Below are 17,665 nucleotides of genomic sequence, written 5' to 3'. Positions count from 1 at the left end.
TCATTTTACTTGTGGTGCGCGGGTCGAAAAAATTTTTATACGCAAAATTAAAAGGCTTCCCAAAACAGCCGGTAATACAAGGTTTACTATCCAGATTGAAAACGTTGCCGTGATAATCCCAAGCTGGTTAGCGCTTAACCATCCGAATAACTCAAGTGCCAGTTTCCCCCTTATGCCAAGTTCGGCCAATGCAACCGTAGGTACAATAGCCAGAGCCAGGAATAGAATACTAATCATCCACCAGGTCATCCAAATATCGTTAGTAACGCCAAAACATTGCAACAGTAAGATATATTGAATCACAAATATTACATAACGAAACATTGACCATCCAAGTACTCTTAACAAAATTCTAACCGGCAGGTGATCAACCACCATCAAAACCCTGCCCCATTTTTCAATACCGGGTATCTTTTCCACAAACCTTACCAGCCAGCTTATACGAAGGTATACTAACAATAACAAAACACTGATGGTTGTCATCACCACGCTCAATAATCTTATCCATATGGTATAGGACTGCCAATTATTTGCGGCGTTTAATGGCAGTACACTACTGTTAAATATCCAGAGGCCTGCCGATCCTAAAACCACGGTCACCAGCAATTGGCTGTAACTACCAATAAGTGTAAGGGACACAGCCTGCAATCGCTTTCCCTCGGGAAGATAAATCACTCTTCCGCCATATTCACCAATCCTGTTGGGAGTGTTCACTGCAAAAGCTAAGCCAGCAAGTATAGCTTTCATCGACCTGGCAAAAGAAACAGGGTATAACGGCGCTAATAATTCAGCCCATTTCCTTGCCTCGATACTCCAGTTTACAGCCATTAGAAATAATACCATCCAGAACTTCCATGCCTGATTACCGTTTAATGCAGAATTGATTGTATTCCAGGAAGCATATAAATCAGGCTGTGACTTAACCTGGTGGTAAATAGACCAAGCAAGCCAACCGAATATTATTGGGCCCAGCCAATAGTTGAGAAAGATTTTGATATTTTTGTTATTGAGCATTCCCCGATAAAAATAACCTCTTGTCGCAAAAAGACTCCAAAATAATTCTCGGCATTGATCCAGGCACTATTGTAATGGGATATGGAATTGTCGCTGTCCATGGACAGAAGATACAATTATTGCATATGAATGTACTGAAGATGAATCCCAAAAAAGACCAGCACACGAGGCTTGAACAAATACACAGAAAGGTTTCTGAATTAATTATTGAATTCAATCCAACCACATTTGCGATTGAGGCACCTTTTTTTGGGAAGAACGTTCAAAGTATGTTGAAACTGGGTCGGGCCCAGGGGGTTGCCATTGCAGCCGCGATCCAGGCTGGCTTAAAAGTTTGCGAGTACTCACCAAAGAAAGTAAAGCAATCAATAACCGGAAACGGAAATTCCGATAAGGAGCAGGTATGGCAGATGCTGCAAAGGATTGTTGAGATAAAGGAAATCCCGGATTACCTGGATGCTTCTGATGCGCTTGCAGTGGCTATTTGCCATCATTATCAATCCAATTCACTGGTTCCCGCTGGTAAATCAGCCGGAAAAGGTTGGGATGATTTCATCCGCCAAAACGCGGGCAGGATCAAGGGTTTATAAATAAGCCAGTATCTTTTCCTGGCAGGTTTTCAATTCATCTGCAGACAGGGACATTTTTCCCCTTGTAAAATTCAGGTCGTCGGTGTGTTGCAGGGGAACCAGGTGAAGGTGTGCATGGGGCACTTCCAGTCCAATAACAGCAGAGCCTACCCTTTTGCAGGGAAATGCTTTTTCAATAGCCTGGGCAATTGGTTTGGCAAATACAAGGATTTCTGAAAGATAGGTATCAGGCACATCAAAAAATTTATCCACCTCCATTTTAGGAACAACAAGCACATGTCCCGGCACAATAGGGAAAACATCCAGGAAGGCATAAAACTTGTCGTTTTCGGCTATTTTATAAGAGGGGATTTCGCCGTTGATAATTTTTGAGAATAAAGTCATATAAGTAGTTATTACAAAGTTATGATTCCGGTTGGGAATTGAACCTGATTTATCAAATACTACTTTAGGTGACCAGCCAAAAAAAGGTCTGGTAAATAATACCAGACCTTTCCCGATTTTTTTCATTTTTATTTACGCGCTGATCTGCTCTACCTTGAATCGTAATACACCAGCAGGAGCTTTAATCTCTGCCACTTCGCCCACAGTTTTGCCCAGTAAGCCCTGGCCAATTGGCGAGGTCACTGATATTTTTCCCGACTTGAGATCCGCTTCTTTTTCTGAAACAATCTGGTAAGTAACTACTTTTTGGTTATTCAGGTTGGTTACCGTCACTTTTGTCAGGATAGACACTTTACTGGTGTCAATGGAATCTGCTTCAAGAATGCGTGCATTTGCCATATCACTTTCCATTTTCTTGATTTTGGCTTCCAGCATCCCCTGGGCCTCTTTGGCAGCATCATATTCGGCATTTTCCTTCAAATCGCCTTTTTCCCGTGCCTCGGCAATTGCCCTTGACGCAGCAGGACGCTCCACCGATTTCATATGATGAAGCTCCGCCTTCATTAATTCCAATGTTTCTTTAGATACATAAATTACATCTGCCATAATTAACCTCCTTTGGTTAAAAAGTAAAAAAAAAGAACAACGCCTTCAGCTAATGCGAAAGCGTTGCACTTATAAGTCAAATATAGTAAATCTATTTTTATCCAACCCGGGGGGATGTAAAATTCCTAAAGACCAAGTTTATCCAGCACCACTTTGGCCATTTTAAGGAATGCCTCGTGGCTATAACCAGCAATATGCGGGGTTATCAGCACATTTGACTGCCCGCAGAGCCAGTTGACCTGGCCCTTTTCTTCGGGGGACCATGTTTCTAATTTTTCATTTTCAAGGACATCAAGTCCGGCGGCAGATATTTTGCCCGATTCCAATGCCCTGATAACAGCGGCGGTATCATGTACTTTCCCGCGGCTGGTGTTGAGGAAAACCGGTTGCAATTCAAGGCTATTGAAAAATTCATCGTTGGCCAAATGCCTGGTTTCAGGAGTAAGTGGCACATGAAGGCTGATTACATTAGCATAACGGCCTATCTGTTCCTGGTTAGCCTCCTTAATATAATCACCACCAAATCCGAACCGGTATTTATCATATGCAAGTACAGTAACGCCAAAAGGCTGCAAAAGCCGGGCAAAAGCCTCACCGGTGTTCCCGTAACCAATTATTCCCACTGTTTTCCCGCTCAATTCAGTGCCCCTATTGGCATCCCTGATCCACTTTCCGTCTTTAACTTCAAGGGCACTGCTGGCTAACCTGTTCAGTAAACTCAACAGCATTCCAAGTTCGTGTTCAGCAACGGCATTACGGTTACCCTCAGGACTGCTCACACAGGTTATGCCTTTTGATTCCGCATAAGGTACATCTATCAATTCCATCCCACTGCCTAAACGACCTATCCATTTTAATTGCGGAGCTGCATCAATTGCCGCTTTATCAATCGTTAAGCGGGTTGTAACAACCAATCCTTGTGTATCGGGCAACTCCTTAAGTAATTCAGCATAGGAAATGGCGGGGTGGTAGGCTACCGAAAAACCCTGCTGCCCTAAACGCTCTATCATCCAGGGATGCACCCTTGCTGTTATAACTACTTTAGACATCATCCATTCATTTTGAAGGTTAACGCTGCAAAATCTGCCACAGTTAATTGTTCTGCGCGCTGGTTGAAAAAAGGATCAACCAGTATTTCGGGCTTAAACAAACCCCTTACTGCATTCCGTAGCGTCTTCCGGCGCTGGTTAAATGAAGTTTTAACCAACATAAAAAAATCCTTACGGCTGCGCATGGCAGGTATCTCTTCCCGGGGAACCAGGCGTATAACCCCGCTCATAACCTTGGGCGGGGGATTAAAGCTGCCCGGAGGCACATCAAAAAGGTATTCTACCGTATAAAATGCCTGGATCAGCACACTGATTACACCATAAACTTTGTTGCCTGAAGGCGCTGCCACCCGCTGGGCCACTTCTTTCTGGAACATACCCACTACACATTCAACCGGGCTTCCCCAGTCCAGGACTTTAAATAATATCTGGGTGGAGATATTATAAGGAAAGTTACCTACAACTGTAAATGGCCCGGAAAAAGGCGGCTCCATGTCCAGGAAACTTTTATGAATCAATTTCCCTTTAATTGCAGGATAGGTTTTCTCAAGGAAAATCACTTTTTCACTATCCAGTTCCACCGCAAGAAAATCAATACCCTGCAGTTCCAGCAGGTATTTGGTAAGCGCCCCGCCACCCGGGCCAACCTCCAGTAAACGGCTAAAAGTCCTCTCCTGCAATACACCAACAATTTTGCGGCAAATATTTTCATCGCGCAAAAAATGCTGACCCAATGATTTTTTAAGTGTATACATAACCGGCTGCAAAAATACACTATTGCCCGCGCCCCCTGAATATTGTATTTTTACGCCTTATAATTTTCGCAATCATGTATACCACCCCAGAATATATTCGCCCGGTAATTGGAATCAGCTGTGGCGACCTGAATGGCATCGGGCTTGAACTCATTATAAAGACGGTTACCAATAGCAGGATACTTGACCTTTGCACCCCTATCCTGTTCGCATCCAACAAAGCAATAAATTTCTACCGGAAATCACTACCCGAGAACAATTTCAATTTCCAGGTTATTAAAGAATTCACTCGGATAAACCCCAAACAGGTGAATGTTTTCAGCTGCTGGGAAGAGGATGTTGCCATTACACCGGGCCAGCTTACTGAGGCTGGGGGAAAATATGCGGTATTATCGCTTACCACGGCAGTCCAGGCGCTGAAAAACGGGCATATCCAGGGATTGGTTACAGCACCGATCAATAAGAAAAATACCCAAAGTGAAGAATTCCCCTATACCGGTCACACTCCATACCTTAAGGCGGCTTTTGAAGCAAAGGAAGTGGTTATGATGATGGTTGCCAGCAACATGCGGGTAGCCCTCCTGACAGAGCATGTTCCGGTTACCGCGATAGGACCATTTATAACCAAGGCCAATATAGTTACCAAACTAAAACTTGTGGAAGAAAGCCTTGTAAAAGATTTTGGTATTGAAAAGCCGAAGATTGCTGTTCTTGGCCTTAATCCACATGCCGGTGATGAAGGCCTTATCGGCAATGAAGAAGAAACAATTATTAAGCCTGCCATCAAGGAATTCAAGCACCAGGGCAATAGTATCGTGCAGGGTCCTTTTTCAGCCGATGCTTTTTTTGCCAGGGGCTTTCATGAAAAGTTTGATGCAGTTCTTGCCATGTACCACGACCAGGGACTGATCCCCTTTAAATCGCTGGCCCATGGGGAAGGGGTAAACTTTACAGGTGGGCTCCCAATAGTCAGGACTTCGCCAGACCATGGTACAGCATTCGATATTGCCGGGAAAAACAAGGCGGATGAAAGTTCCATGTATGCCGCAATATTCACCTGCGTGGATATTATCCGTCAACGTGCAGAATACGCCGAAAACCGTAAAAATCCACTCAAAAAAGTCACCAACCGTTTACTGGCAAATGCCGTAGATGAACGCATAGACCTTGATTAAGGAAAATGCTGACTATTTAAAAAGATCAGCAGGCAGGCCCTTATTGATGGTATAACGGCTATACGTAATTGAAACCCTTCCCTTTCCATCTCCTGCAGGTTTTGCAGCACTGGCTTTTTTGCTGCCTTCATATTCCATGGTAACTCCCTTGGGAAGCTTGTAAGATGAAATATTAAACACAAAAAATACCTTGTCGGGCAGACCCCAGGATGCATATTTACCATATTGTAAGCTGGTTTCGTAGGTCCCGTTATCTTTTGTTGTAGTAATGGTTCTATAAACAAGAGCGTCTTTCTCGTTTACATAAAGCGTACTTAGCACAACGCCGTTATTCTCTGCAACCGGAAGCAGTTTCAATACGGCCAGCCGGTTATTTCCTTCCTGTACATATCCACCCGGAACAGCAATGAATTCCTTGCCAGATAAAAGTGAATTCAGTCCAACACTCATTCCACCTTTTGGCAGAATTGAAATTCCATCTTCCTTTACAATTTTAAACTGGTCCGGCTGACGGAAGTAAACCTTTACTTTAGAATCTGCGATATTGATGAAAGTAACATCTGTAGCCATTTCACCTTCTGCCATATAATTATCCACCTGCTGCAATTTAGCTTTCACTTTGGCCAATAAAGCATTGGCATCCTGCGCCTGTGCAGGACTGAGGCAAAAAAAGGAAAGGCAGCAAAGGCAAAATAATGGTATGGATAAGTTTTTCATATCAGGACAAAATATCTTTTCTTTTGAATGCAATAACAGAAGTTGCCAGGAATAAAAATATATGGAAAACCAGTATTGAGGCAGACCCGAGAACCGGTGACCAGGAAACAGGCGCATCAAAAAACCCTTTCCAGCCAATCATATGGGTAGTAAAGAGATAAGGCTTTAATGCGTTAAAAAAGGGGATATCCATGGTCGACAAAATTGTAAACAAAATAATTATACTCATTGTAGATACAATTGGGCCTATGGAATTTTCGGCAAAAATTGACAGCAAAAAAGAAAGTGCGGCAACCGTTGTCATGGCAATTGCAGCAAAGCCAAAAGCAGCAAAATATCGCCAGAGCACATCGGCTTTATTCAGCACAACAACCTCTTCACTTTTCAGTATCATCAGGTCCCCGGTTCCAAAAATCAGCACTGAAACCAGTAATGCCAGAAAGGCCATCCAGACCAGCAGCATTAATGTATAGATGGTTGACGCAGAAAACTTGGCCATCAGCAGACTGGTTCGGCTAACCGGCTTTGTCAGGAGCAGGCGGAGGGTACCCATATTAGCCTCCCCTGCGATCTGGTCACCTGCTACCAAAGCGATCAGTAACGGGACATGGATTAGTAATGTTTGCAGGATAATATAACAAACCAGGTAACCATTCAGCACTTTACCCTGGATATCGAAACTTTGTGTAAGTGATTGCAATCCGAATGCCATGTAATTGTTCCCTTCTGCGTAGAAAGCCAACTGGATTAAAACCACGATAGCACCAATAGCAACAAAGCTGATATAGGTACGCGGACGTTTAAATATTTTAAACAGTTCAATTTGTAAAATTGGCAACATGTTGTTTTCCTGCGGTTAAGGATAAAAAATAATCTTCCAGGGAATTGGCGGGCCGGACAGATAAAAGGCCAATTCCGGCATTAATAATGAGCCGCGACAGTTCGGGTACTTCAAACTGGTCCATCCTGATGACCAAAGCACCATCAGTTCCTGATTCAAGGGCATCAGACCATTTGGATGCACTGATAACCTGGCGGGTTTTTTCAGGATCCTGCACTTTTATGTGCACCCTGCAATTGGTCGAATGAAATAAATCTGAAACAGTTCCTTCCATCATTTTTTTCCCCTTATCGATAATAAGCATCCTGGTGGCAACCTGTTCAATTTCGCCAAGCAGGTGCGAGGAAACCAATACGGTCTTTCCCATTTCCCTGCTAAGCCTTAGTACCAGGTTACGCATGTCGGCAATTCCCTGCGGATCAAGGCCATTAGTAGGCTCATCAAGTATAACCAGCCTGGGGTTATGTACTAGGGCAACAGCGATGCCTAAACGCTGTTTCATTCCCTGTGAAAAAGTCCTCACTTTGCTGCCTGCCCGATCTGCCAGTCCTACCAGTTCCAGTTGTTCCATCAACAATTGCTTTTTGGGACTAAGTCCACTCATGCGTGCAAAAAGGGAAAGGTTTTCGAAAGCTGTAAGGTACTTGTACAGGTCGGGGCGTTCGACCACTGCGCCTACCTGCTGCAATATTTCCTTTCGATGGGTTTTCAGGTTCAGTCCGAATAATTCAATTTCACCTGAACTGGGAGTTACCAGGGAAAGGAGCATCCTTATACAGGTAGATTTCCCCGCACCATTTTGTCCAAGGAAACCATAAACATCCGAAGGGTGAACCTGGAAAGAAAGATCATCAACCGCCAGAAGGCCGTTAAAATTTTTCACCAAATGTTTTACAGTAATAACCGGCTCCATATAAGGGTGCATTATTCAGATCCATTAACAGCCAAATGATGGTATTGTTGGCTTCCCCTCATTTTTTACTGGCTTGCATATTCCAAAAACTCTGCTTAACTTGCCGGAACAATTCCTACGATTACATCTAATCCATCCCTTACGGCTTTTTCCAACTGTTTCAAATCCTTTGAACTTCCCGTTCTATTCCCTGGCCGATCCCGTAATCAACAAAAAGTACGACTATGAAACAGTTACTTATGTCTGCATCCAGTATGATGCTGTCTTTTATTTCAGCTTATTCTTTACATGCCCAGAATATGGAAGTGAAATGGGCCAGGTACACTGAAGACATTCCGGTAAATACATCCTCATCAACTCCAGCTTTTTCAACAGGAATTAAATCTATTTCCGCTTCTTTTACCCACAACAGGGTTAACCTTGAATGGACAACTGCAGGTTTACCCGTTACCGGTTATATTGTTGAAAGGAGTCTTGACGGTGAACACTTTGAATCGATCGGATCAGGATCAGCAGCAGGTTATATGCCATCTTCCTTTAAATATTCATTTACGGATAAGCCCGGGAACAAGGCCATCTATCAACGTGATATTTTTTACAGGCTTGGCAATCGGAACGAATACAATGAAATACAATACACAAAACCCATTTTAGTACGGGTAAACAATAGGGGAAACATAGACTACATAACTGTTATGCCGAATCCCCAAGGCAACGATATCAGTCTTGTGGTTGCACTAAAAGAAGGTGGCTACCTGGCTGCGAAGATCTCAGATGACCAGGGAAATGAGATTATGAACAAAAAAGGGAAAGTCAATAGTGGCCAACAGCAATTGACATTAACGGGAACCCATAAACTTGAGGCAGGAATTTACTGGCTCGACCTGGCCGTTGACAGTAAACCAGCACTTAAACTGAGGTTGATTAAAGATTAATACTGAACACCAATCAGCAAAGAAACAAGGGATCAGGTTTACTGTTTCTTTGACTGGGAAAATAAAAGATAGCCCGGTACAAGGTAACCAAGTAAAACAGCAACTGCCCCTGTAAGCATTTCGTATTTCATATCATCTATTGCAAACATTGCAATACCGGCAATCCAGATCAATACTGCGCCTATCACCAAAGGCCTGAATTTTAAAGCGTTTCCATGGATAAATATCCAGAATCCAAAAAGGATAAAGAAAAATCCCCAGAATTTAATTTCCAAACTACCCACGCCAAGTGCAAAGTATACATTAATGCCAGCAATCATGGCTAATAGGCTGGCAAAAAAACCGATGGCAATTTCTTCCAGCAATTCCTGTGCATAAGTCAGGGTTCTTCTATGCTGCCTTGTTTTCCTGCGGATAACAGAAATAATAATTAAAACAATGCCGAATGGGACTACAATAAACCAAAGCCAAAAGCTTCCCTTTAACTGGTATTCCATCATTAAATAAGTGCCCAGGCAGGAAACGAATAGAATAATACCCCATACTATCCAGCCCAGCCCGTTTTCACTATGTTCCTTACGGGCAGAAATGATCATCTGGTGAATCAGCTCCTGTTTTACTGACTCAGGCAAATTTTCCTCCTGGTTCGATTCGTTATGCATATTGCTTGTTTTTTATACCATTTCTTAATAAATGCCTGGAATTATCCATCCGGGAGCTTTCGCAAAGCAATAATTTCACTTCAAATGTAAACCAGTTTATATCATTAACAGGTATCAAAAAAAATGCCCGGCTAAGAATAGCCAGGCCTTGTTGATCGTACCCTTTAAAACTAAACTATCATTAAATTTTTTACGTAACCCAAGGGCCGGATCATTATATATTTTACATCCTGTTTGCGTGTATTGCATACTGAACTGCGAATTCCTTTTGGCAACTTGACCTGATCACATAAGTTCCGGCAGGCAGGTCATTTAATTCCAATTCAACATTGGCAGGCGCCTTATGCTCGATAACTTTTTTTACCAGGCCAGCATTCTCATTAAAGATTTCAAAAACCACCTCTTTATTATTCCAGTTCTGCGGAATAGTGAGCATTAATTTATCTGTAATTAAGGAAGAAGACAATTTCAGATCAACCTGGCTAGCGCAGTCGGCAAGTATTACCTTACGGATAGCTGAATATTCTTCCCCGCCATTTTCTTTAACCATATGCAGGCGATAATAGATTTGCCTGGTATTGCCGGTGGCAGCCTGGTCAGCATAAGAAAAATGTCCGTTTATATTTTTCACTGCCTTCATATCTATATTGTCAATTGCTGAAAACTGCGCACCATCTGCACTTTTCTCAATAATAACATCTTTCACAGCTTCGGGCCTGGCAGTATTCCACTCAACTGAAACATAGTTCTGTTGTGCTTTTGCATCAAATGAAATCACAGATGGCTTATAAGAAGCAGTAAGGTCCGGAGCTGAATTGCTAAGTGCAAGGTTATATGTACTAACACCTGCCCAGGTTTGAGCTTTCCTGTTCACACCAAATTTCACTTTAAAACCTGTAACCTGCTGATTCAATAAAGAGAATTTCTCAAAAATTGAAGCCGAAGCCATCTTGCCTGTTTGCACACCCCATTTATTTTCTGCACGGTATGAATTTCCAATGCGGGTAACCATCAGGTTATTTATTTCTGTTTCATAAATCACCTGGCTGTTGCGGCCCAGGTCGCACTCAACAAATTCCTGCGCCTTGTCAAAACCGTTAAGTCCATATATTGAAGCTGCAAGCAATGGCAACTGAAACATATCATTGTCATTTTTACCAGCAACATGTGGAATAAAAGAGAAACTGAATTCAATCCATGATGGCCCGATGGTATTCATATGTTCTACTACAGGCTGGAATGCAGCATCATCTGCTGAATTTGGATTGTCAATGTTTTTTAATTGTACACCCGGGGAAATTCCATCAATCCGAACAATACAATCAGCAAGTGGATTTCCTTTGGTATCATTAATGACACCTGTAAAACGGTATTCAGCGCCTTTCTGGCCTTCACCACCATTCACTAATTCATATTTGCTGAAATTTAAAGACTGAGCTGAAACGCTCATAACGCATAAGAGAGAAGTCAACATAAAAAGTGTCTGGAACACTTTAGCCAATGCAATTGCAGTTGGACGTGGGTACATTTGTTTCATGATCTATAGTTTAGGGTAACGAACTCTTGGGTAACTATAGATATTGGAATACGATCAGTATGTAATTCAAAGGAGTTGGGAAAATGAAACTAAGATATGGATACGGTAATCAGGAGGAGATTTGGATAACGCACTTAGGCAAAACAAAGATTAAACGGTTTTTTTAAAGTTGCAAGTACCCCTTGAGGATTTTCGACGAATGGATAAGGGGAGAATGGTGAATTGTAAATCGTGAATGGCGACATCGCTGGAATTGTAGAACAAAAAAGGTGCTATCAAAACCTGATAGCACCTTTCATTCATTTCCTCCAATTCACTATTCACTATTCACAATAACTTACTTCTTATACTGTCCCATTAATCCTTTCGCAAGCTCAACCATTTTCTGGACACCATCTTCAGGAAGATTTCCCTTCTTGAATTCAGCCAATACATTTGGAAGTTTATTCTCCATATCCAGCAGGAATAATTCTTCAAATTCCTTCACACGGTTAACAGGCACTTCGCGTAACAAACCTTGTGTACCCAGGTAAATAATGGCAACCTGCTTCTCTACGGAGTAGGGTGAATACTGGGGCTGTTTCAGGATTTCCACGTTACGGGCACCCTTGTCCAGCACCATTTTAGTTGCCGCATCAAGGTCACCGCCAAACTTAGAGAAAGCTTCCATTTCGCGGTATAGTGCCTGGTCAAGTTTGAGTGTACCGGCAACTTTTTTCATTGATTTGATCTGTGCATTACCACCAACACGGCTTACAGAAATACCAACGTTAATCGCGGGGCGGATACCTGCGTTGAACAGGTTGCCTTCCAGGAAGATCTGGCCGTCGGTAATGGAAATTACGTTAGTTGGGATATATGCAGATACGTCACCAGCCTGGGTTTCAATAATTGGAAGGGCAGTCAGTGAACCACCGCCTTTTACCAGGTGCTTAATGCTTTCAGGCAAATCGTTCATATTTCGGGCGACCTCATCTTTACTGATTACTTTAGCCGCACGCTCCAACAAACGGCTGTGCAGGTAGAATACGTCACCAGGATATGCTTCACGGCCTGGTGGGCGACGAAGCAACAAAGAAACCTCGCGATAAGCAACTGCCTGCTTACTCAGATCATCATAAATGATCAGGGCAGGGCGTCCGGTATCACGGAAAAACTCCCCGATTGCTGCCCCGGCAAAAGGTGCATAGAATTGTTGTGGTGCAGGGTCTGATGCAGAGGCAGCTACGATTGTAGTAAACTCCATTGCGCCATTCTCTTCCAGGGTTTTCATTACTCCGGCAATAGTAGAAGCTTTCTGACCAATCGCAACATATATACAATAAACCGGCTTACCAGCCTTATAGAATTCTTTCTGGTTGATGATCGTATCAACAGCAATGGCTGTTTTACCGGTCTGGCGGTCGCCGATAATCAACTCCCTTTGTCCGCGTCCGATAGGAATCATTGCATCAATGGATTTGATACCTGTCTGCAGCGGTTCTTTAACCGGTTCCCGGAAAATTACCCCTGGCGCTTTACGCTCTAATGGCATTTCATACAGCTCACCTTTAATCGGGCCCTTACCATCAATTGCCTCTCCCAACATATTAATAACACGGCCAACGAGCCCCTCGCCTACATTTATGGAAGCGATTTTGCCGGTACGGCGAACTTTGTCACCTTCTTTTATTTCTGAAGATTCTCCCAACAATACCACTCCCACATTATCTTCTTCAAGGTTAAGTGTAATCGCTTTAACCCCATTGGAAAACTCTACCAGTTCTCCCGCGCGTACTTTGTTCAATCCGTATACACGGGCAATACCATCACCCACCTGCAAAACGGTTCCCACTTCTTCCAGTTCGGCTGAAGTGTTGAAGTTGCTCAGCTGCTGGCGCAATATCGCTGATATTTCATCTGGTTTAATGCTTACCATGATAGATTATTTATTCGTTTTTTCAATGTTTACTTATCTGATTTTCTGAACATACATGTTCTCTACAAACTGTTTCTTGATCACAGCAAGATCATGCCTGATGCTGGCATCAAATAACAGGTCTTCAATCTGTGCAATAAATCCGCCCAGGATATTTTCATCAACTGTTTCAGTCACTTCCATTTTAATACCCTGGTATCTTGGCAGTGCTTCAAATTTTTCGCGAATTTCATTTTTAACAGTTTCGGAAACCGCCATTGCAGTGGTTAGTTGAAGAGTTTTCACACCATGCATCCGGCGGTATTCGGCATCAAATTCCAATAAGATCTCTACCAGTGCAACTTCCCTGCCCTTGGCAAAAACCAGGTTGAAAAAGGATTCTGTTAATGGGGTAATCTTACCGCTGAAAATGGCAGTGAATACCTGCACTTTTTTATCATGCCTGATAATGGGTGATAATAAAACCTGGTTCAGCTCACCGGTAGTGGCCTGGCGAAGCATATCAATATCTTTCTTTACTGCCTCAACCTGTTTGGTTTCTACAGCAAGATCCATTAATGCTTTTGAGTACCTGTTAGCAACACGTGTATTGCGCATCTGATTGTTGTTCTGATTTATTCAATTAATTCCTGCTGCCTTTTGTCAGGTCATCAGCTAAAGTCCTGATATACGATTCCTGCTCTGCTTTTCCTGCCAGCTCACGACGAATTACTTTTTCCGTTACCTCAATAACCATGTTACCAATACTGTTTTTAACATCTGTAAGCGCTGCATTTTTTTGCTGTTCGATGGAAGCCTGAGCATCAATCAGGATTTTATTGGCTTCAACTTTGGCCTGTTCTTTCGCTTCGCTTACAATGCGGTCTTTCATTTCCTTCGCCTCTTTCAGCATTTCAGCACGTTCCTCACGGGCTTTTTGGATCATCGCCTCATTTTCATTTTTCATCTGGGCCATTTCAACTTTTACCCGTTCAGCATTGGCGATTGAATCGGCAATATTTTTTTCCCGCTCATTCAATGTGGTAAGGATGGGCTTCCAGGCAAATTTCTTCAGGATGAAGAACACAATCAGGAAAGCTACCAGTGTCCAAACGAAATACCCTAAGGCAGGCAGTAATAATTCCATAGTAATCTCTTATTAATAGTGAATGGTGAATGGGTTCGTATACACCAATAATTCAAAAATCAAATTCCTTCATCAATTTAAAACATCTTCACACAAGAACATAAGAAGCTGCACCCTCGGCCCTGTGCTCTGGATGCAGCACTTAGTTTACGTGGCTTATTTAGCCAATACAGCCAACAGACCAGCGATTACAGCGAAAAGGGCAACACCCTCAATGAACGCTGCGGTCAGGATCATGTTTCCACGAATGTCATTAACTGCTTCAGGCTGGCGGGCAATCGCCTCAACCGCACCTTTACCGATCTGGCCGATACCGATACCAGCACCGATTGCTGCAAGTCCGGCTCCAATTGCTCCACCCATCTGGGCCTGGCCAACTTCCAACAGAATGTTCATGATTGACATACAATTTGTGTTTAGATGTGTATAAAAAAATTCTACAATTATTAATGTGAAAGCGCTTCATGATGACCAGCGCCTTCGGCATGATGTTCTCCTTCAAAAGCCTGACCAATGAAAACAGCCGTCAGGGTGGTGAAAATAAAAGCCTGGATAAATGCTACTAATATTTCAATCAGGTAAATAAATACAGAAAATGCAATGGAAACAGGTGAAAAACCCCATCCTGCTATTGTACTCATCTGTCCGAAGATAAAGATCAGGGAAACAAAACTTAAAATAACTATATGCCCCGCAGTCATATTCGCAAAAAGACGGATCATGAGGGCCACAGGCTTAATGAACACACCCATCAATTCAACGGGGATAAGAATAATTTTCACTGGCAGGGGTACATTGGGAGGCCAGAAAATATGCCCCCAGAAATGGCTGTTTGTACTGAACATGATTACTATAAAGGAAACCAGGGCCAGCAGGGCAGTAAATGCAATATTACCGGTAACATTGGCTGCTCCAGGTAATAACCCGAATAAATTATTAATCAGGATAAAGAAAAATACGGTTAATAAATAAGGGAGGTATTTTTTATACTTGTGCCCCAGGTTTGGCCTTGCAACGTCATCCCTTACGAAAGTGATGACAGGTTCAATGGCATTCTGGAAGCCAGATGGGGCTTTTCCAGCTCCTTCCTGGGTGTATTTTTTTCCTATAGCAGTCATGACCCAGATCAGGGTAATTACCGCCAGGATCATCTGTACCACATTCTTGGTCATTGAAAAATCGTACACATTCACTGATTCATCTGTTGATCCGTCCTCTTTTACCCCAATCACTTTATCATGTTCCAGCTTATAGCCATTATACACTTCTTCACCATGGTGAAAATGACTTGAAGAAAATATACTTAGTCCACGTTCAGGTGAATAAACAATTACAGGCAAAGGGAGAGAAATATGTTTATCGCCCAAGCTAAAGAAATGCCATTCGTGTGAATCGGCGATATGGTGTAAAATAGCTTCGCCAGCATTGAATTCCTCCTTTGCACCTTCACCATGGCCGCCCTCACCTTCCTCTTTAGCGAACGCTGAAGAACCGAAAAATATTAAAACCGCGCTGAAAGCCGCTACTAGTGTAGTTTTGAAGGAAATTCTTGCCATGCTGGTTGTAAATTTTGCGCAAAGATAGGAAGGAATCAGGTAAATATTCAAAATTCAGAAGGCAAAAAGAAGGGTGAATCTTAAACCATTTATGCCTTTGCCGCTTCAAACTGGCTCTGGTACAACGAATAATAGTATCCCTCCTTACCCATAAGTTCTTCGTGATTGCCGATTTCCCTTATTTCGCCCTTTTCCAGGACAATAATTTTGTCTGCTTTCCTGATCGTACTTAACCTGTGGGCGATTACAATTGCGGTTCTTCCAGAAATTAAAGTTTCTATAGCGTGCTGTATAAGTTGTTCACTTTCAGTGTCTACGCTGGATGTCGCTTCATCCAGGATCAGTATTGAAGGATCGTACAACAGCGCCCGGATGAAAGAAAGCAATTGTCTCTGGCCTAATGAGAGAGTGCTACCCCTTTCCATTACCTTATAATCATAGCCCCCTGGTAATTGCTCAATAAACTGGTGCATTCCGATAAGTTGTGCAGCATTTTCAACTTGTTCGCGGCTGATTTCGGGATTCCTCAGTGTAATATTATCCAGGACCGATCCTGAAAAAAGGAAAACATCCTGTAGTACCACACCGGTTTGCCGGCGCAAGGCATCCAGTTTATAGGCTTCAACCGGAACACCGTCAATCCTGATTTGCCCCTTATTAATATGGTATAACCTGTTTAAAAGGCTAATAATTGAGGTTTTACCACTTCCGGTATGACCAACAAGCGCAACGGTTTCTCCGGGTTCCACCCTGAAATTCAGGTTCTTCAATACATACCTGTTCTCTGTATAGCCAAACCATACATGGTCGAACTCAATTAATCCAGCCACTTTATCAGGGGCATATTCCCCTTCCTGTTGAATATAATCGTCATTATCTATCAATTTGAAAACCCGCTCACTGGCTACCATACCCATTTGAAGTACATTAAATTTATCGGCGATTACCCTGAGTGGCCGGAACAACAGGTTTAAGTACAGGATAAAAGCGATCATTTTGCCAGACATTGCTGCTGCCTCTGCCTCGGGTAGGAGCATTGCCTTGCCGGCACCCCACCATACCAACAATCCGGTTGCAACTGCTAAAACGATTTCCACTACCGGGAAAAAGACCGAATAGGCAAAAATCGCCTTGATATTGGCATTCCTGTGGTCTTTATTGATCTTCATGAACTTCCCATATTCCCGGTTCTCAGCGGCAAATGCCTGTACTACCTGGATCCCGGTTAAATGTTCCTGTACAAATGCGTTTAGTGCTGCCACAGCATTTCTTACCCTGATGAAAGAGCGGTTCACACTTTCCTTGAAAACATAGGTTGCCAATATTAATATGGGAAATGGTAAAAGGCTAATTACCGCCAGCTTCCAGTCCACCCAAAACATCACAAACAGTATGGAAATAATTGATAAAAAATCTGCAATAATCGGAATCAGTCCGTCTGAAAATATATCATTGATGGACTCGATATCATTAATCGTCCGGGTAGTGAGGGTTCCAATAGGCGTTTTATCGAATTGAGACAGGTTAAGGTGGATCACTTTATTAAACACCGTTACCCGCAGGTCTTTTACAACAGATTGCCCAAGCCAGGAAGTGGTAAACGAAAACAGGAACCTGGAAACCGTTTCAATAACAAGGAATACCGCCTGGATAATGGTAATCCTAACTACCCAGTCGAGTAATCCGTTACGGATATAATTATTTACGGTTATTTGTATAAGATAAGGGCGTACCGGCGATAAAACAGCCAGGAAAATAGCAAGTAAAAGCGAACCAATTACTTTTCGTTTATACGGTTCTGCCAACCGAAATACCCTTCTTAGCAGCGCAAAATCAAAAATTTTCTTGTTCGGTGAAGCAAACGACATCCCGCAAAGATAGGGGGTC

Annotated in this window: 19 protein-coding genes; 3 read left to right on the top strand and 16 right to left on the bottom strand. The window is 42.8% G+C overall.

Annotation, left to right across the window (positions count from 1 at the left end):
* The gene (locus LAQ65_RS13425; protein ID WP_224117487.1) at window positions 1–1,014 is read right to left on the bottom strand and encodes a lysylphosphatidylglycerol synthase transmembrane domain-containing protein; all 1,014 of its coding nucleotides are present in this window, start codon (window positions 1,012–1,014) and stop codon (window positions 1–3) included.
* A 20-nt stretch (window positions 1,015–1,034) separates the two neighbouring features.
* On the opposite strand from LAQ65_RS13425, the gene ruvC reads away from it, so the two are divergent.
* The gene (gene ruvC, locus LAQ65_RS13420) at window positions 1,035–1,604 is read left to right on the top strand and encodes a crossover junction endodeoxyribonuclease RuvC (protein ID WP_224117486.1); all 570 of its coding nucleotides are present in this window, start codon (window positions 1,035–1,037) and stop codon (window positions 1,602–1,604) included.
* Here the strand turns inward: ruvC and LAQ65_RS13415 are convergent.
* The 4 genes from LAQ65_RS13415 to rsmA form a co-directional block, all read right to left on the bottom strand.
* A complete protein-coding gene (locus LAQ65_RS13415; RefSeq protein WP_224117485.1) occupies window positions 1,599–1,988 on the bottom strand; it encodes an HIT family protein in 390 nt (129 codons plus the stop codon). The two genes, ruvC and LAQ65_RS13415, sit on opposite strands and share 6 nt — an antisense overlap.
* A 132-nt stretch (window positions 1,989–2,120) precedes the next feature.
* Complete coding sequence (greA, locus tag LAQ65_RS13410) at window positions 2,121–2,594, bottom strand: transcription elongation factor GreA (protein ID WP_224117484.1); 474 nt, start codon at window positions 2,592–2,594, stop codon at window positions 2,121–2,123.
* A gap of 125 nt (window positions 2,595–2,719) precedes the next feature.
* Window positions 2,720–3,643: an NAD(P)-dependent oxidoreductase gene (locus tag LAQ65_RS13405; protein ID WP_224117483.1), complete on the bottom strand. Its 924-nt coding sequence runs from the start codon at window positions 3,641–3,643 to the stop codon at window positions 2,720–2,722.
* On the bottom strand, window positions 3,643–4,398 hold the full coding sequence (gene rsmA / locus LAQ65_RS13400; RefSeq protein WP_224117482.1) for a 16S rRNA (adenine(1518)-N(6)/adenine(1519)-N(6))-dimethyltransferase RsmA: 756 nt from the start codon (window positions 4,396–4,398) through the stop codon (window positions 3,643–3,645). The genes LAQ65_RS13405 and rsmA overlap by 1 nt, the downstream gene beginning before the upstream one ends.
* A gap of 74 nt (window positions 4,399–4,472) precedes the next feature.
* On the opposite strand from rsmA, the gene pdxA reads away from it, so the two are divergent.
* On the top strand, window positions 4,473–5,573 hold the full coding sequence (pdxA, locus tag LAQ65_RS13395) for a 4-hydroxythreonine-4-phosphate dehydrogenase PdxA (RefSeq protein WP_224117481.1): 1,101 nt from the start codon (window positions 4,473–4,475) through the stop codon (window positions 5,571–5,573).
* A 12-nt stretch (window positions 5,574–5,585) separates the two neighbouring features.
* Here the strand turns inward: pdxA and LAQ65_RS13390 are convergent, their stop codons facing one another.
* The 3 genes from LAQ65_RS13390 to LAQ65_RS13380 are packed head-to-tail and all read right to left on the bottom strand — an operon-like array spanning window position 5,586 to window position 8,014.
* Window positions 5,586–6,290, bottom strand: a complete 705-nt coding sequence (locus LAQ65_RS13390) for a LolA family protein (protein WP_224117480.1) — start codon at window positions 6,288–6,290, stop codon at window positions 5,586–5,588.
* 1 nt (window position 6,291) lies between these two features.
* Window positions 6,292–7,131 (bottom strand): ABC transporter permease, encoded by an 840-nt coding sequence (locus LAQ65_RS13385; protein ID WP_224117479.1) that lies wholly within the window; start codon window positions 7,129–7,131, stop codon window positions 6,292–6,294.
* Complete coding sequence (locus LAQ65_RS13380; protein ID WP_224117478.1) at window positions 7,109–8,014, bottom strand: ABC transporter ATP-binding protein; 906 nt, start codon at window positions 8,012–8,014, stop codon at window positions 7,109–7,111. The genes LAQ65_RS13385 and LAQ65_RS13380 overlap by 23 nt, the downstream gene beginning before the upstream one ends.
* Window positions 8,015–8,268: 254 nt before the next feature.
* Here LAQ65_RS13380 and LAQ65_RS13375 point away from each other — a divergent pair, with 254 nt between their 5' ends.
* Window positions 8,269–8,979 carry a hypothetical protein gene (locus LAQ65_RS13375; protein WP_224117477.1) on the top strand — a complete coding sequence of 237 codons (711 nt, stop codon included), beginning with the start codon at window positions 8,269–8,271 and terminating at the stop codon, window positions 8,977–8,979.
* Between the two features lie 38 nt (window positions 8,980–9,017).
* Here the strand turns inward: LAQ65_RS13375 and LAQ65_RS13370 are convergent, their stop codons facing one another.
* The 8 genes from LAQ65_RS13370 to LAQ65_RS13335 form a co-directional block, all read right to left on the bottom strand.
* Window positions 9,018–9,641 carry a hypothetical protein gene (locus tag LAQ65_RS13370; RefSeq protein WP_224117476.1) on the bottom strand — a complete coding sequence of 208 codons (624 nt, stop codon included), beginning with the start codon at window positions 9,639–9,641 and terminating at the stop codon, window positions 9,018–9,020.
* Window positions 9,642–9,864: 223 nt separating this feature from the next.
* On the bottom strand, window positions 9,865–11,178 hold the full coding sequence (locus tag LAQ65_RS13365; protein WP_224117475.1) for a hypothetical protein: 1,314 nt from the start codon (window positions 11,176–11,178) through the stop codon (window positions 9,865–9,867).
* 337 nt (window positions 11,179–11,515) lie between these two features.
* Complete coding sequence (gene atpA, locus LAQ65_RS13360) at window positions 11,516–13,096, bottom strand: F0F1 ATP synthase subunit alpha (protein ID WP_224117474.1); 1,581 nt, start codon at window positions 13,094–13,096, stop codon at window positions 11,516–11,518.
* A gap of 33 nt (window positions 13,097–13,129) precedes the next feature.
* Window positions 13,130–13,693 (bottom strand): ATP synthase F1 subunit delta, encoded by a 564-nt coding sequence (gene atpH / locus LAQ65_RS13355; RefSeq protein WP_224117473.1) that lies wholly within the window; start codon window positions 13,691–13,693, stop codon window positions 13,130–13,132.
* Between the two features lie 25 nt (window positions 13,694–13,718).
* A complete protein-coding gene (atpF, locus tag LAQ65_RS13350; protein WP_224117472.1) occupies window positions 13,719–14,222 on the bottom strand; it encodes a F0F1 ATP synthase subunit B in 504 nt (167 codons plus the stop codon).
* A 156-nt stretch (window positions 14,223–14,378) separates the two neighbouring features.
* Window positions 14,379–14,618: an ATP synthase F0 subunit C gene (gene atpE, locus LAQ65_RS13345; protein ID WP_224117471.1), complete on the bottom strand. Its 240-nt coding sequence runs from the start codon at window positions 14,616–14,618 to the stop codon at window positions 14,379–14,381.
* Window positions 14,619–14,668: 50 nt separating this feature from the next.
* A complete protein-coding gene (gene atpB / locus LAQ65_RS13340) occupies window positions 14,669–15,778 on the bottom strand; it encodes a F0F1 ATP synthase subunit A (protein WP_224117470.1) in 1,110 nt (369 codons plus the stop codon).
* Window positions 15,779–15,867: 89 nt separating this feature from the next.
* Window positions 15,868–17,646, bottom strand: coding sequence for an ABC transporter ATP-binding protein (locus LAQ65_RS13335; protein WP_224117469.1), 1,779 nt, complete (start codon window positions 17,644–17,646; stop codon window positions 15,868–15,870).
* Window positions 17,647–17,665 lie beyond the last annotated feature (19 nt).

The sequence above is a fragment of the Flavihumibacter profundi genome (assembly GCF_020076305.1).
Lineage (GTDB): Bacteria > Bacteroidota > Bacteroidia > Chitinophagales > Chitinophagaceae > Flavihumibacter > Flavihumibacter profundi.
The sequence above is the reverse complement of the archived record's forward strand: the minus strand, read 5'-3'. Positions and strand labels throughout refer to the sequence as shown.